This is a genomic window from Pseudomonas sp. WS 5412, from assembly GCF_012985615.1.
In the GTDB taxonomy this organism is placed as follows: domain Bacteria; phylum Pseudomonadota; class Gammaproteobacteria; order Pseudomonadales; family Pseudomonadaceae; genus Aquipseudomonas; species Aquipseudomonas shahriarae.
On record NZ_JAARMB010000011.1, the window covers coordinates 82,011 to 95,486 of the forward strand.

General features: G+C 61.4%; 13 protein-coding genes. 9 read left to right on the plus strand and 4 right to left on the minus strand.

Annotation, left to right across the window (positions count from 1 at the left end):
* Positions 1–7: 7 nt before the first annotated feature.
* The 3 genes from HBR94_RS16165 to HBR94_RS16175 form a co-directional block, all read right to left on the minus strand.
* Entirely contained in the window at positions 8–541 is a 534-nt protein-coding gene (locus HBR94_RS16165) for a transposase (RefSeq protein ID WP_120734262.1), read from the minus strand.
* A gap of 71 nt (positions 542–612) precedes the next feature.
* A complete protein-coding gene (locus tag HBR94_RS16170; RefSeq protein WP_057960834.1) occupies positions 613–813 on the minus strand; it encodes a hypothetical protein in 201 nt (66 codons plus the stop codon).
* A gap of 201 nt (positions 814–1,014) precedes the next feature.
* Entirely contained in the window at positions 1,015–2,055 is a 1,041-nt protein-coding gene (locus tag HBR94_RS16175) for a low specificity L-threonine aldolase (protein WP_057960833.1), read from the minus strand.
* A 90-nt stretch (positions 2,056–2,145) separates the two neighbouring features.
* Between HBR94_RS16175 and HBR94_RS16180 the strand changes: the two genes are divergently transcribed.
* The 8 genes from HBR94_RS16180 to fdhA all read left to right on the plus strand — a co-directional run bounded on the left by HBR94_RS16180 (position 2,146) and on the right by fdhA (position 12,130).
* Positions 2,146–2,874 carry a TraX family protein gene (locus tag HBR94_RS16180; RefSeq protein WP_170045191.1) on the plus strand — a complete coding sequence of 243 codons (729 nt, stop codon included), beginning with the start codon at positions 2,146–2,148 and terminating at the stop codon, positions 2,872–2,874.
* Positions 2,875–3,110: 236 nt separating this feature from the next.
* Positions 3,111–4,364 (plus strand): serine hydroxymethyltransferase, encoded by a 1,254-nt coding sequence (locus tag HBR94_RS16185; RefSeq protein ID WP_057440269.1) that lies wholly within the window; start codon positions 3,111–3,113, stop codon positions 4,362–4,364.
* 22 nt (positions 4,365–4,386) lie between these two features.
* The gene (locus HBR94_RS16190; RefSeq protein WP_010207084.1) at positions 4,387–5,637 is read left to right on the plus strand and encodes a sarcosine oxidase subunit beta; all 1,251 of its coding nucleotides are present in this window, start codon (positions 4,387–4,389) and stop codon (positions 5,635–5,637) included.
* 15 nt (positions 5,638–5,652) lie between these two features.
* Positions 5,653–5,955: a sarcosine oxidase subunit delta gene (locus tag HBR94_RS16195; protein WP_057440270.1), complete on the plus strand. Its 303-nt coding sequence runs from the start codon at positions 5,653–5,655 to the stop codon at positions 5,953–5,955.
* Positions 5,952–8,969 (plus strand): sarcosine oxidase subunit alpha, encoded by a 3,018-nt coding sequence (locus tag HBR94_RS16200; RefSeq protein WP_120734260.1) that lies wholly within the window; start codon positions 5,952–5,954, stop codon positions 8,967–8,969. Before HBR94_RS16195 ends, HBR94_RS16200 begins: the two co-directional genes overlap by 4 nt.
* 125 nt (positions 8,970–9,094) lie before the next feature.
* Positions 9,095–9,727 carry a sarcosine oxidase subunit gamma family protein gene (soxG, locus tag HBR94_RS16205; protein ID WP_115129165.1) on the plus strand — a complete coding sequence of 211 codons (633 nt, stop codon included), beginning with the start codon at positions 9,095–9,097 and terminating at the stop codon, positions 9,725–9,727.
* Positions 9,728–9,891: 164 nt separating this feature from the next.
* Entirely contained in the window at positions 9,892–10,749 is an 858-nt protein-coding gene (gene purU, locus HBR94_RS16210) for a formyltetrahydrofolate deformylase (RefSeq protein ID WP_057960830.1), read from the plus strand.
* Positions 10,750–10,930: 181 nt separating this feature from the next.
* A complete protein-coding gene (fdhA, locus tag HBR94_RS16215; RefSeq protein ID WP_032858631.1) occupies positions 10,931–12,130 on the plus strand; it encodes a formaldehyde dehydrogenase, glutathione-independent in 1,200 nt (399 codons plus the stop codon).
* Between the two features lie 72 nt (positions 12,131–12,202).
* Here fdhA and HBR94_RS16220 read toward each other — a convergent pair whose 3' ends face one another.
* The gene (locus HBR94_RS16220) at positions 12,203–12,661 is read right to left on the minus strand and encodes an anti-sigma factor (protein ID WP_057440273.1); all 459 of its coding nucleotides are present in this window, start codon (positions 12,659–12,661) and stop codon (positions 12,203–12,205) included.
* A gap of 182 nt (positions 12,662–12,843) precedes the next feature.
* On the opposite strand from HBR94_RS16220, the gene HBR94_RS16225 reads away from it, so the two are divergent.
* Positions 12,844–13,413, plus strand: coding sequence for a DUF2780 domain-containing protein (locus tag HBR94_RS16225; protein ID WP_115129163.1), 570 nt, complete (start codon positions 12,844–12,846; stop codon positions 13,411–13,413).
* The last annotated feature ends 63 nt before the right edge of the window (positions 13,414–13,476 follow it).

The window sequence follows — 13,476 nt, forward strand, 5'->3', positions numbered from 1 at the left end:
ACGATCTTCAATACCAGCGCTGGATGTCGATCAACCCCTCCATGCCCAAATAGTTGCGAGCACTGGAGTACCTCCAGTGTTCAGCAAGGTCCACATAACCCCGCTTCACTGGGTTGTGGTGGATGTAATCAAGCTTCTGGCGCATCACCGCCTCGCTGTATACCAGCTCGGCATGTGAGCCTTCCTGCCAGAGTTGATACACCCGATCTACCTTGTGTGCACGTCTGCAAAAGCGCAGACGTTGTAATACCCGTTCAGCGCCTTTGCTGTGCAGGTCATCGATGATGGTTCGAGCGGTGAAGGATTTGAATTGGCTGACGCATTTGCTCAGGTCAGGCGCCTGAGCGACGAAGTGCAGGTGGTTTTCCAGGACGACGTAGCCATAAAGGTTGAGGGCGTGGTGGTTTTGTTGATATCGCCAACAATCCAGAAGATGACTGACGAGGTAGTCACGAGTGAACAGTGGTAGCCACTCCATGACGGTACATGTCAGGAAGTGTGGTTTTTCGGGTTCGGTGATGACGTAGCGGCTTCTACCCATAGGCTCATCCTTGAGGGGACGCAGAGCGTCCTGGGAGGCGTTCCCACGCAGAGCGTGGGACGATCAGGAAGTTAGCGGGCGTAGATATGAATCGCGAATTGCTCGCCTGAAGCTGTCGGTTCGAAGACTTTTTCGGTGATTCTCAAGGTCTGGCCAGGTTCCTGGATGATGTCACCGACCTTCGCCAGTTTGCGGAATTCATCCCAGCCGACGAGGGTGGTCGAGAGTTGGGTATCGCTTTGCAGGATGTTGCCGAAGGTTTGATTTTCCATGGTGCAGCCCTCTGCTGGATTTCCGTTTCCGGCCGATAGTTCGGCAGGCAGTGTGGCCCGCAAGGCGGCCTGTGCAGTGGCCTTTCATTGCGGGTTCCAAGAGGCTAGCCCATGAAAAGCAGGCTGGGTGCTGTCAGAAATATCAAAAAATAGTCTCGGCATTCCGCCAGTATCAGGCCCACACCGGCAAGCCGGATGAGATCAGGCGCCCATCACCTCACGAATATCCGCTGCCAGTTCACGCACCCGATCTTCCTCGGTATCCCACGCACACATGAAGCGCGCACCGCCCTTGCCGATGAAGGTGTAGAAGCGCCAGCCCTTGGCCGTCAGCGCCGCGATGGCCGGTTCCGAGAGTTGCAGGAACACGCCGTTGGCCTGCACCGGGAACATCAATTCCACGCCGGGAATATCCGCTACCAGGCTGCTGAGCAACTGGGCGCAGTGGTTGGCGTGGCGTGCATGTTTGAGCCAGGCGTCGTTTTCCAGCAGGCCGACCCAAGGGGCGGAAAGGAAGCGCATTTTCGACGCCAGTTGGCCGGCCTGTTTGCAGCGGTAATCGAAGTCTTCCGCCAGCTTGTGGTTGAAGAACAGGATCGCTTCACCCACCGCCATGCCGTTTTTGGTGCCGCCAAAACACAGCACATCCACACCGGCTTTCCAGGTCAGGTCGGCAGGCGAGCAGCCGAGGAAGGCGCAGGCGTTGGAGAAGCGTGCACCGTCCATGTGCAGGTTCAGCCCCAGTTCCTTGCAGGTGGCGCTGATGGCGCGGATTTCATCCGGGGTGTACACGCTGCCCACTTCGGTGGCCTGGGTCAGGGTCACGACGCGGGGCTTGGGGTAGTGGATGTCCTGGCGCTTGAGGGCGATCTCGCGGATGGATTCGGGGGTCAGCTTGCCGTTTTCGGTGCGCGCGGTGAGCAGCTTGGAGCCGTTGGAGAAAAACTCCGGCGCGCCGCATTCGTCGGTCTCGACGTGGGCGGTTTCCGAGCAAATCACGCTATGGTAGCTCTGGCACAAGGAAGACAGGGCCAGGGAGTTGGCCGCTGTTCCGTTGAAGGCGAAGAACACTTCACAGTCGGTTTCGAACAGTTTGCGGAATCCGTCGGCGGCGCGGTGGGTCCATTCATCATCGCCATAGGCGCGTTGATGGCCCTGGTTGGCGAGCTCCATGGCGGCCCAGGCTTCCGGGCAGATACCGGAATAGTTGTCACTGGCAAATTGTTGGCTCTTGTCGGTCATGGCCCGTTCCTGTGGTCGATGTTGGTGCGCACTTTAACCAAGAATATCCGGAGCGCGCACGCACTGTTAATGCAAAGTCTCTGGGGAATTATGCACGGTACTGAAACGATTCCTTTACAGCGCGAGCGCGATGGCGCGCTGGACCTGCTCAAATGGCTGGCGCTATTGAGCATGGTGCTGGACCACTTGCGCTATGTCGGTTTAAGCCTCGATGGCCTGTACGTGCCGGGGCGCCTGGCGTTCCCGTGGTTTTGCCTGGCGATTGCGGCCAATTTGCAGCGGGTCCGTGATGCGCCCGTCACCGGGCAATGGCGTTACCTGGGGTGGCTGCTGCTGTTCAGCGTGATCAGCGAGGTGCCGTATCGGCTGTTTATCGACAATGCCGATACATTGAATGTGCTGCCGACCCTGGCGCTGGGTTTGCTGGTTGCCCGAGGATGGCAGCAAAAGACGCTTTTTGACCGCGGATTGGCGCTGATTGCCCTGCTGGCCGGCGCTGTGTGCTCGGCGCAACTGATGTTCGGCTTTTTTGGTGTATTGCTGCCGCTGGCGATGTTGTTGGTGTTTAGTCGCCCCTGGTATTTCAGCGTGTTGCCGGGGTTGGTGTGTGTAGCTGCCAATCAATGGCAGGTCTTACTCAATAGCGGCAATCTCGTCGCGATGCTCGGGTTGGCCACCTGCCTGATTGCGCCATTGGCCGGATTGGTCTTGTTGCGACATGCCCAAGGCGCCTCGCCCCCGGCCATGCGCCGCTGGGCGTATGCACTTTATCCCGCGCATTTCTTACTGCTGCTACTCCTTCGAAAGGTCATCACATAGCCCCTGTGGGAGCGGGCTTGCTCGCGAATGCGGTGGCCCAGCCAATGCATGTGCTGCCTGACACACCGCATTCGCGAGCAAGCCCGCTCCCAGATTTGTTCAGTGTTGTTCTGGCCATGTCGTAAACGCACCTTTGCGTGGCGTGCGTAGGCATTTGACCTGCCTGCGCCAGCCCTACCATCGCATCAAAGGGCCCTGCACGGGCCTCAACAATACGAAAGGCTGGGAGAGACGCGATGTTCAGCAAACAAGACCAGATCCAGGGATATGACGACGCACTGCTGGCGGCCATGAATGCCGAGGAGCAGCGCCAGGAAGATCATATCGAGCTGATCGCGTCGGAGAACTACACCAGCAAGCGTGTGATGCAGGCCCAGGGCAGCGGCCTGACCAACAAATACGCCGAAGGCTACCCTGGCAAGCGCTACTACGGCGGCTGCGAGCATGTGGATAAAGTCGAGGCCCTGGCCATCGAGCGCGCCAAGCAACTGTTCGGCGCCGATTACGCCAACGTGCAGCCGCACTCCGGTTCGTCCGCCAACAGTGCGGTGTACCTGGCGCTGATCAATGCCGGTGACACCATCCTCGGCATGAGCCTGGCCCACGGCGGTCACCTGACCCACGGCGCCAAGGTGTCGTCGTCGGGCAAGCTGTACAACGCGGTGCAGTACGGCATCAACACCGACACCGGGCTGATCGACTACGACGAAGTCGAGCGCCTGGCCGTGGAACACAAGCCGAAGATGATCGTTGCCGGCTTCTCCGCCTATTCCAAGACCCTGGACTTCCCGCGTTTTCGCGCCATCGCCGACAAGGTCGGTGCGCTGCTGTTCGTTGACATGGCTCACGTCGCCGGCCTGGTGGCTGCGGGTCTGTACCCGAACCCGCTGCCTTACGCCGATGTGGTCACCACCACCACCCACAAAACCTTGCGCGGTCCACGTGGCGGCTTGATCCTGGCCAAGTCCAACGAAGAGATTGAGAAAAAACTCAACTCCGCTGTATTCCCCGGCGCCCAGGGCGGCCCGTTGATGCATGTGATCGCGGGCAAGGCGGTGTGCTTCAAGGAGGCAATGGAGCCAGGCTTCAAAGCGTATCAACAGCAGGTGATCGACAACGCCCAGGCCATGGCCAGCGTGTTTATCAAACGCGGCTACGATGTAGTGTCCGGCGGCACCGATAACCACCTGTTCCTGGTCAGCCTGATCCGCCAGGGCCTGACCGGCAAGGACGCAGACGCCGCCCTCGGTCGCGCCCACATCACCGTCAACAAGAACGCCGTGCCCAATGACCCGCAGTCGCCGTTCGTGACTTCGGGCCTGCGCATCGGTACCCCGGCGGTGACCACCCGTGGTTTCAAGGTGACGCAATGCGTGGAGCTGGCGGGCTGGATCTGCGACATCCTCGACAACCTCGGTGACGCCGATGTCGAGGCCAATGTGGCCAAGCACGTGTCTGCGCTGTGCGCTGATTTCCCGGTTTATCGCTGAGCGCGGTTTTGGAGTAATGCCTATGCAACGCTACTCAGGCTTCGGCCTCTTCAAGCACTCCCTCAGCCATCACGAAAACTGGCAGAAGATGTGGCGCACGCCGACCCCGAAAAAGGTCTACGACGTGGTCATCGTCGGCGGCGGCGGGCATGGTCTGGCCACCGCTTACTACCTGGCCAAGGAACACGGCATCACCAATGTGGCCGTGGTCGAGAAAGGTTGGCTGGGCGGCGGTAACACCGCACGCAACACCACCATTGTGCGTTCCAACTACCTGTGGGACGAGTCGGCGCATCTCTATGAGCATGCGATGAAGCTCTGGGAAGGTTTGTCCCAGGACCTGAACTACAACGTGATGTTCTCCCAGCGTGGCGTCTACAACCTGTGCCACACCCTGCAGGACATCCGTGATTCCGAGCGTCGCGTGAGCGCCAACCGCCTCAACGGCGTGGACGGTGAGCTGCTGAATGCCAAGCAGGTCGCGGACGAGATTCCGTACCTCGATTGCTCGAAAAATACCCGCTACCCGGTACTGGGTGCCACCGTGCAACGGCGCGGCGGCGTGGCCCGTCACGATGCTGTGGCGTGGGGCTTTGCCCGTGCTGCCGATGCCTTGGGCGTGGACCTGATCCAGCAGACCGAAGTCATCGGTTTCCGCAAGGAAAACGGCGTGTGCATCGGCGTGGAAACCAACAAGGGCTTTATCGGCGCCAAGCGCGTCGGGGTGGTCACAGCCGGTAACTCCGGGCACATGGCCTCGCTGGCCGGGTTCCGCCTGCCGATTGAATCCCACCCGCTGCAAGCGTTGGTGTCGGAGCCGATCAAGCCGATTATCGACAGCGTGATCATGTCCAACGCCGTGCACGGGTACATCAGCCAGTCCGACAAGGGCGACCTGGTGATCGGCGCCGGTATCGACGGCTACAACGGCTACGGCCAGCGCGGCTCGTACCCGGTGATCGAGCACACCATCCAGGCCATCGTCGAGATGTTCCCGGTGCTGTCGCGGGTGCGCATGAACCGTCAGTGGGGCGGCATCGTCGACACCACGCCGGACGCCTGCCCGATCATCTCCAAGACCCCGGTACCGAACATGTTTTTCAACTGCGGCTGGGGCACCGGTGGCTTCAAGGCCACCCCCGGTTCAGGCAACGTGTTTGCCGCGAGCCTGGCCAAGGGTGAGATGCACCCGCTGGCGGCACCTTTCTCCATCGACCGTTTCCACAACGGTGCGCTGATCGACGAACACGGCGCTGCGGCCGTCGCCCACTAACAGGAGAAATTCCCTATGTTGCATATCTTCTGTCCTCACTGTGGCGAACTGCGCTCCGAAGAGGAATTCCATGCCTCCGGCCAAGCGCATATCCCGCGCCCGCTGGACCCGAATGCCTGCACCGATGAAGAGTGGGGCGACTACATGTTCTTCCGCGATAACCCCCGTGGCCTGCACCACGAACTGTGGATCCATGCCGCCGGTTGCCGCCAGTACTTCAACGCGACCCGCGACACCCTGACCTACGAAATTCTTGAAACCTACAAGATCGGTACCCAGCCGCAATTCACCGCCAAGGCTTCTGGAGAGAAGGTATGAGCCAGATCAATCGCCTGTCCAACGGTGGCCGCATCGACCGTAACAAAGTCCTGACGTTTACCTTCAACGGCCAGAGCTACAAAGGCTTTGAAGGCGACACCCTGGCTGCCGCCTTGCTGGCCAACGGTGTGGATATCATCGGCCGCAGCTTCAAGTACTCGCGCCCGCGCGGCATCTTCGCCGCCGGCGCCGAAGAGCCGAACGCGGTGCTGCAGATCGGTGCCACCGAAGCCACGCAAATCCCTAACGTGCGCGCCACGCAACAGGCGCTGTACCAAGGCCTGGTCGCCACCAGCACCAACGGCTGGCCGAGCGTGAACAACGACATGATGGGCATTCTCGGCAAGGTCGGCGGCAAGCTGATGCCGCCGGGTTTCTACTACAAAACCTTCATGTACCCGCAATCGTTCTGGATGACCTACGAGAAGTACATCCGCAAGGCCGCCGGGCTTGGCCGCTCGCCGACCGAGAACGATCCGGACACCTACGACTACATGAACCGCCATTGCGATGTGCTGATCGTCGGCGCCGGCCCTGCCGGCCTGGCAGCGGCCCTGGCCGCTGCGCGCAGTGGCGCGCGGGTGATCATCGCTGATGAGCAGGAAGAGTTCGGCGGGTCGTTGCTCGATTCGCGCGAAAACCTCGACGGCAAGCCGGCGACCGAATGGGTCGCCAGTGTGATCGCCGAGCTCAAGGCCCTGCCAGACGTGGTGCTGCTGCCTCGCGCTACCGTCAATGGTTATCACGACCATAACTTCCTGACCATCCATGAGCGCCTCACCGATCACCTCGGTGACCGTGCGCCGATTGGCGTGGTGCGCCAGCGTATTCACCGTGTGCGTGCCAAGCGTGTGGTACTGGCGACCGGCGCGTGTGAGCGTCCACTGGTGTACGGCAACAACGATGTGCCGGGCAATATGCTCGCCGGTGCAGTTTCGACCTACGTGCGCCGTTACGGCGTGGCGCCGGGTAAAAAACTGCTGCTGTCGACCAACAACGATCACGCTTACCGTGTGGCGCTGGATTGGTTCGACGCTGGCCTCACCGTGGTCGCGGTGGCCGATGCACGCCACAACCCACGCGGCGCGCTGGTGGAAGAAGCGCGCGCCAAAGGCATTCGCATCCTCACCGGCAGCGCCGTGATCGAAGCCCGTGGCAGTAAGCATGTGACCGGCGCCCGTGTGGCCGCCATCGACGTCAAAGCACATAAGGTCACCAGCCCCGGCGAGTGGCTGGACTGCGACCTGGTGGCCAGCTCCGGCGGCTATAGCCCGGTGGTGCACTTGGCCTCGCACCTGGGCGGCAAGCCGACCTGGCGTGAAGATATCCTCGGTTTTGTACCGGGCGAAGCGCCGCAGAAACGTGTGTGCGTGGGGGGGATCAACGGTGTCTACGGCTTGGGTGACTCCCTGGCCGATGGCTTTGAAGGCGGCGTGCGCGCGGCCAGCGAGGCCGGGTTTGCTCCGGTGGAAGGTACGCTGCCCAAGGCCCTGACGCGCCTGGAAGAGCCGACCCTGGCCCTGTTCCAGGTGCCTCACGAAAAAGCCACTGCACGGGCGCCCAAGCAATTTGTCGACCTGCAGAACGACGTCACCGCCGCCGCCATCGAACTGGCGACCCGCGAAGGGTTCGAGTCGGTGGAGCACGTCAAGCGCTACACCGCGCTGGGCTTCGGCACAGACCAGGGCAAGCTGGGCAACGTCAACGGCCTGGCCATCGCGGCCCGCTCGCTGAACGTGACCATCCCGCAGATGGGCACCACCATGTTCCGCCCCAACTACACGCCGGTAACCTTCGGCGCGGTAGCGGGCCGGCACTGTGGGCACATCTTCGAGCCGGTGCGCTACACCGCGCTGCAAGCCTGGCACGTGAAAAACGGCGCCGAGTTTGAAGATGTCGGCCAGTGGAAACGCCCGTGGTACTTCCCGCGCAACGGTGAAGACCTGCATGCGGCAGTCAAGCGCGAATGCCTGGCCGTGCGCGACAGCGTCGGCCTGCTGGACGCCTCGACCCTGGGTAAAATCGACATTCAAGGCCCGGATGCCCGCGAGTTCCTCAACCGCATCTACAGCAACGCCTGGACCAAGCTCGACGTGGGCAAGGCGCGCTACGGCCTGATGTGCAAGGAAGACGGCATGGTCTTCGACGACGGCGTGACCGCCTGCCTTGCCGACAACCACTTCCTGATGACCACCACCACGGGCGGCGCCGCCCGCGTGCTGCAGTGGCTGGAAATCTACCAGCAGACCGAGTGGCCGGACCTCAAGGTGTACTTCACCTCGGTCACCGACCACTGGGCGACCATGACCTTGTCCGGGCCCAACAGCCGCAAGCTGTTGAGCGAAGTCACCGATATCGACCTGGACAAGGACGGCTTCCCGTTCATGACCTGGAAAGAAGGCTTGGTGGGCGGCGTGCCGGCGCGGGTGTTCCGTATCTCGTTTACCGGTGAGCTGTCCTATGAAGTCAACGTGCAGGCCGACTACGCCATGGGCGTGCTGGAACAGATTGTCGAGGCTGGCAAACAGTACAACCTGACCCCGTATGGCACCGAGACCATGCACGTACTGCGGGCCGAGAAGGGCTTCATTATCGTCGGCCAGGACACCGACGGCTCGATGACCCCGGACGACCTCAACATGGGCTGGTGTGTGGGCCGCACCAAACCGTTCTCGTGGATCGGCTGGCGCGGGATGAACCGCGAAGACTGCGTGCGCGAAGAGCGCAAGCAACTGGTGGGCTTGAAGCCGATTGACCCGAAAGTGTGGCTGCCTGAGGGCGCGCAGCTGGTGTTCGATCCGAAGCAGAGCATCCCGATGAAGATGGTCGGCCACGTGACCTCCAGCTATGCGCACAACTCCCTCGGCTATTCGTTTGCGATGGCGGTGGTCAAGGGCGGCTTGAAGCGTATGGGCGAGCGGGTGTTCTCACCGCAGGCGGATGGCAGTGTGATCGAAGCGGAGATTGTGTCTTCGGTGTTCTTTGACCCGAAAGGCGAGCGCCAGAACATCTGATAGACCGAGGTGCGGCCTTCGCGAGCAAGCCCGCTCCCACTGGGGAAATGCATTCCGAAATGTGGGAGCGAGCTTGCTCGCGATGGCGGCAGAAGCCGCACAACAGAATTCAAGAAAGGTGCTTTATGACCGCAGCCAATGTGTACCAACAACGCCCCACCACCGGCGCCAAGGCCGAGTCGTCGCTGCACCATGCCGACCTCGCCAGCCTGGTCGGCAAGGGGCGCAAGAACGCCGGCGTGACCGTACGTGAAAAGAAACTCCTCGGCCACCTGACCCTGCGCGGCGATGGCCACGATGCCGCGTTCGCCGCTGGCGTGCACAAGGCCCTGGGCATCGAACTGCCGGGTGCCCTGAGCGTGATCGTCAAAGGTGAAACCAGCCTGCAATGGCTCGGCCCGGATGAATGGTTGCTGATCGTGCCGAGCGGTGAGGAATTTGCCGCCGAGCAAAACCTGCGCGCGGCCCTGGGGGATTTGCATATCCAGATCGTCAACGTCAGCGGCGGCCAGCAGATCCTCGAACTGAGCGGCCCGAACGTACGCGATGTGCTGATGAAATCCACCAGTTACGACGTGCACCCCGACAACTTCCCGGTGGGCAAGGCCGTGGGCACGGTGTTCGCCAAGTCGCAACTGGTGATCCGCCATACCGCTGAAGACACCTGGGAACTGCTGATTCGTCGCAGCTTCTCGGACTATTGGTGGTTGTGGCTGCAGGATGCCTCGGCCGAATACGGCCTGAGTGTCCAAGCCTGAGCAGATGGGCTGTTGTGGCGAGGGGGCTTGCCCCCGTTGGAGCGCGCAGCGGTCCCGGTAAGGTCACTGCAGTTTTTCTGAAAGAACCGAGTGGCTGATTTTAGGGCTGCTTCGCAGCCCAACGGGGGCAAGCCCCCTCGCCACAAAGGCCTGAGGATTCAAGTATGAGCCGCGCACCCGATACATGGATTTTGACCGCCGACTGCCCCAGCGTGCTCGGCACGGTGGACGCGGTCACCCGCTATCTGTTCGAGCAGGGCTGCTACGTCACCGAGCACCATTCGTTCGATGACCGCCTCTCCGGGCGTTTTTTTATCCGCGTGGAATTCCGCCAGCCCGACGACTTTGACGAGCAAGGTTTCCGCGATGGCCTGGCCACCCGCGGCGAAGCCTTTGGCATGATCTTCGAGCTGACGGCGCCGAACTACCGGCCAAAAGTGGTGATCATGGTGTCCAAGGCCGATCACTGCCTCAACGATCTGTTGTACCGCCAACGCATCGGCCAATTGTCGATGGACGTGGTCGCAGTGGTGTCCAACCACCCCGATCTCAAGCCATTGGCCGACTGGCACCAGATTCCTTACTACCATTTCCCCCTCGACCCCAATGACAAACCGTCCCAAGAGCGCCAGGTGTGGCAAGTGATTGAAGAGACGGGGGCCGAACTGGTGATCCTTGCGCGCTACATGCAAGTGCTGTCGCCGGAGCTGTGCCGCAAGTTGGATGGCAAGGCGATCAATATCCATCACTCGTTGCTGCCGGGGTTCAAGGGCGCCAAGCCGTATCACCAGGCATACAACAAAGGGGTGAAGTTGGTTGGCGCCACTGCGCATTACATCAATAACGACCTGGACGAAGGCCCGATCATCGCCCAGGGCGTGGAAGTGGTGGATCACAGCCACTATCCCGAGGACCTGATTGCCAAGGGGCGGGATATCGAGGGACTGACATTGGCGCGGGCGGTGGGGTACCACATTGAGCGACGGGTGTTCTTGAACGCCAATAGAACGGTGGTGCTCTGACTGACGCCATCGCAGGCAAGCCAGCTCCCACAGGGTGATATGTGAACCCTGTGGGAGCGGGCTTGCCCGCGATGAGGCCCTCACAAACAACGCAAAAACAGCATCTGTAACCCGAGCACTCAAACGCGCTGCCCATCCAAGGGGCAACGCAGTTCCATAAAAACAACAGCGAGGTGAAAGCATGTCTGGTAATCGTGGTGTCGTGTATCTCGGCAACGGTCAGGTCGAAGTACAGAAAATCGACTATCCCAAAATGCAGGACCCCCGTGGCAGGAAGATTGAACACGGCGTTATCCTGCGCGTGGTTTCCACCAATATCTGCGGCTCCGACCAACACATGGTGCGCGGCCGTACCACCGCCCAGACCGGCCTGGTGCTCGGTCACGAAATCACCGGCGAGGTGATCGAGAAGGGCAGCGACGTCGAGAACCTGAAACTCGGCGACCTGGTGTCTGTGCCGTTCAACGTTGCTTGCGGCCGCTGCCGCTCCTGCAAGGAACAACACACCGGCGTATGCCTGACCGTCAACCCGGCCCGTGCCGGTGGTGCCTACGGCTACGTGGACATGGGCGACTGGACCGGCGGCCAGGCCGAGTACGTGCTGGTGCCCTACGCCGACTTCAACCTGCTGAAACTGCCGGATCGCGACAAGGCCATGGAGAAAATCCGTGACCTGACCTGCCTCTCCGACATCCTGCCCACTGGCTACCACGGCGCCGTCACTGCGGGCGTTGGCCCTGGCAGCACCGTGTACATCGCCGGCGCCGGTCCCGTAGGCCTGGCCGCTGCCGCTTCCGCACGCTTGCTGGGGGCGGCGGTGGTGATCATCGGTGACGTCAACCCGATCCGCCTGGCCCACGCCAAGGCCCAGGGTTTTGAAATCGCCGACCTGTCCACCGACACCCCGCTACACGAGCAAATCGCCGCGCTGCTTGGCGAGCCGGAAGTGGACAGCGCCGTCGACTGTGTGGGCTTTGAGGCCCGCGGCCATGGCCATGACGGCGTCAAGGCCGAAGCCCCGGCCACGGTGCTCAACTCACTGATGGGCGTGGTGCGTGTGGCGGGCAAGATCGGTATTCCCGGCCTGTACGTCACTGAAGATCCAGGGGCGGTGGATGCCGCCGCAAAAATGGGCAGCCTGAGCATTCGTTTCGGTCTGGGCTGGGCCAAGTCCCACAGCTTCCACACCGGCCAGACCCCGGTGATGAAGTACAACCGCCAGTTGATGCAGGCGATCATGTGGGACCGCATTAACATCGCGGAGATCGTGGGTGTGCAGGTGATCAGCCTGGACGACGCGCCGCGTGGTTATGGCGAGTTCGATGCAGGTGTGCCGAAGAAGTTTGTGATTGATCCGCACAAGCTGTTCAGCGCGGCTTAACAGCAACAACCACTCGCCAATGTGGGGGCTGTGGGAGCTGGGCCCCCACATTGGCGATTGGGTGTCTGGGGATCAGCGGATCGCCAGCGCACCCTGGTACACCATCGGGCCGGTAGGCTGCTTGCTCACCGAGCCACCCTTGGTCTCCGAACTGACCATCAATTCCACCGGCTGGCTGATAGTTTCCTGCTGACGTGGGTTGAGGCCGATGATGCCTTTGCCATCCTCCGGCAACAGGCCCAAAGACACCGGCGTGCCGCCTGCAGGCAGGGCCCACAGTTCGAGGCTGCGGTCTGGTTCCGGCGCAGTGGCCGCAATCGGTTGGACTTCCAGGTAATCCTTGTGCGCCATGATTTGCGCCGCCGGCTGTTGGGTGCTGCTGACCAGGGTCGCTGCAGACTTGACGCTGTCCTGGGTATAGAGCGCGCCGCCGATACCGGCAACCACCACCACGCAGACGCCGATGAACAGGCGCGGGCGGGTCCAGAATGAGGGCTTGTGCTCGATCACTGGGGGTTGGGACGCAGTCATAAGGCTCTTCCTGACAAGTTTTGTAGTGTGTTGATTGACCCTGTGGCTGGCGATGGGTTCCTAGTGGCAGTTTGATGGTGTCGGTTTTTAGGGCTTTTCTGAACAAATCTGTGAGCTGGAACAACCGGTGGGATGCTGGGTCAAACGGCTGCTTTAGCTCCTACATTTACGAGGTTGTCTCGATGAAGATTTCACGCGGTTTTGCCCTGTCCTGCCTCCTGACCGTGGCGGCCAGCCCGGTATTTGCAGCAGGCTTCAGCCTGGGTGATGTGGCCAACGCCGTTGCTGGCGCCCAGGGCACCAACAAGGCCGCCGCCGCTGCGCCGAGCGCACAAACCGCAGGTTTGCTGGGGGCGTTGACCAAACAGTTGAATGTCACCCCGGAGCAAGCCGTCGGTGGCACCGGTGCGATGTTGGGCCTGGCCAAGAACCAACTCAGCAGCACTGATTATTCGCAGTTGGGCAAAAGCGTGCCGGGCCTGGATAAGCTGTCGGGTGGCAACGCTTTGGGCAGCCTTGGCGCCTTGAGCGGCATGCTCGGCCAAACCGGTGGCAGCAAGACCAGCGGCCTCGATGGCCTGTTGGGGAACGTCAAGGACACCAACGACCTGAACACTGCGTTCAGCGCCTTGGGCATGGACAGCGGCATGATCGGCCAGTTTGCCCCGGTGATCCTGCAGTACCTGGGTGGCCAGGGTGCCGACAGTTCAGTACTGGGCAAGCTAGCCGGCATCTGGGGGGCGGGGAGCTGAAAAACACCTCGGTGTGAAGTCGTCCTGGGAACTGAGTGGTCGGCTCTAACCACTGATCTACAC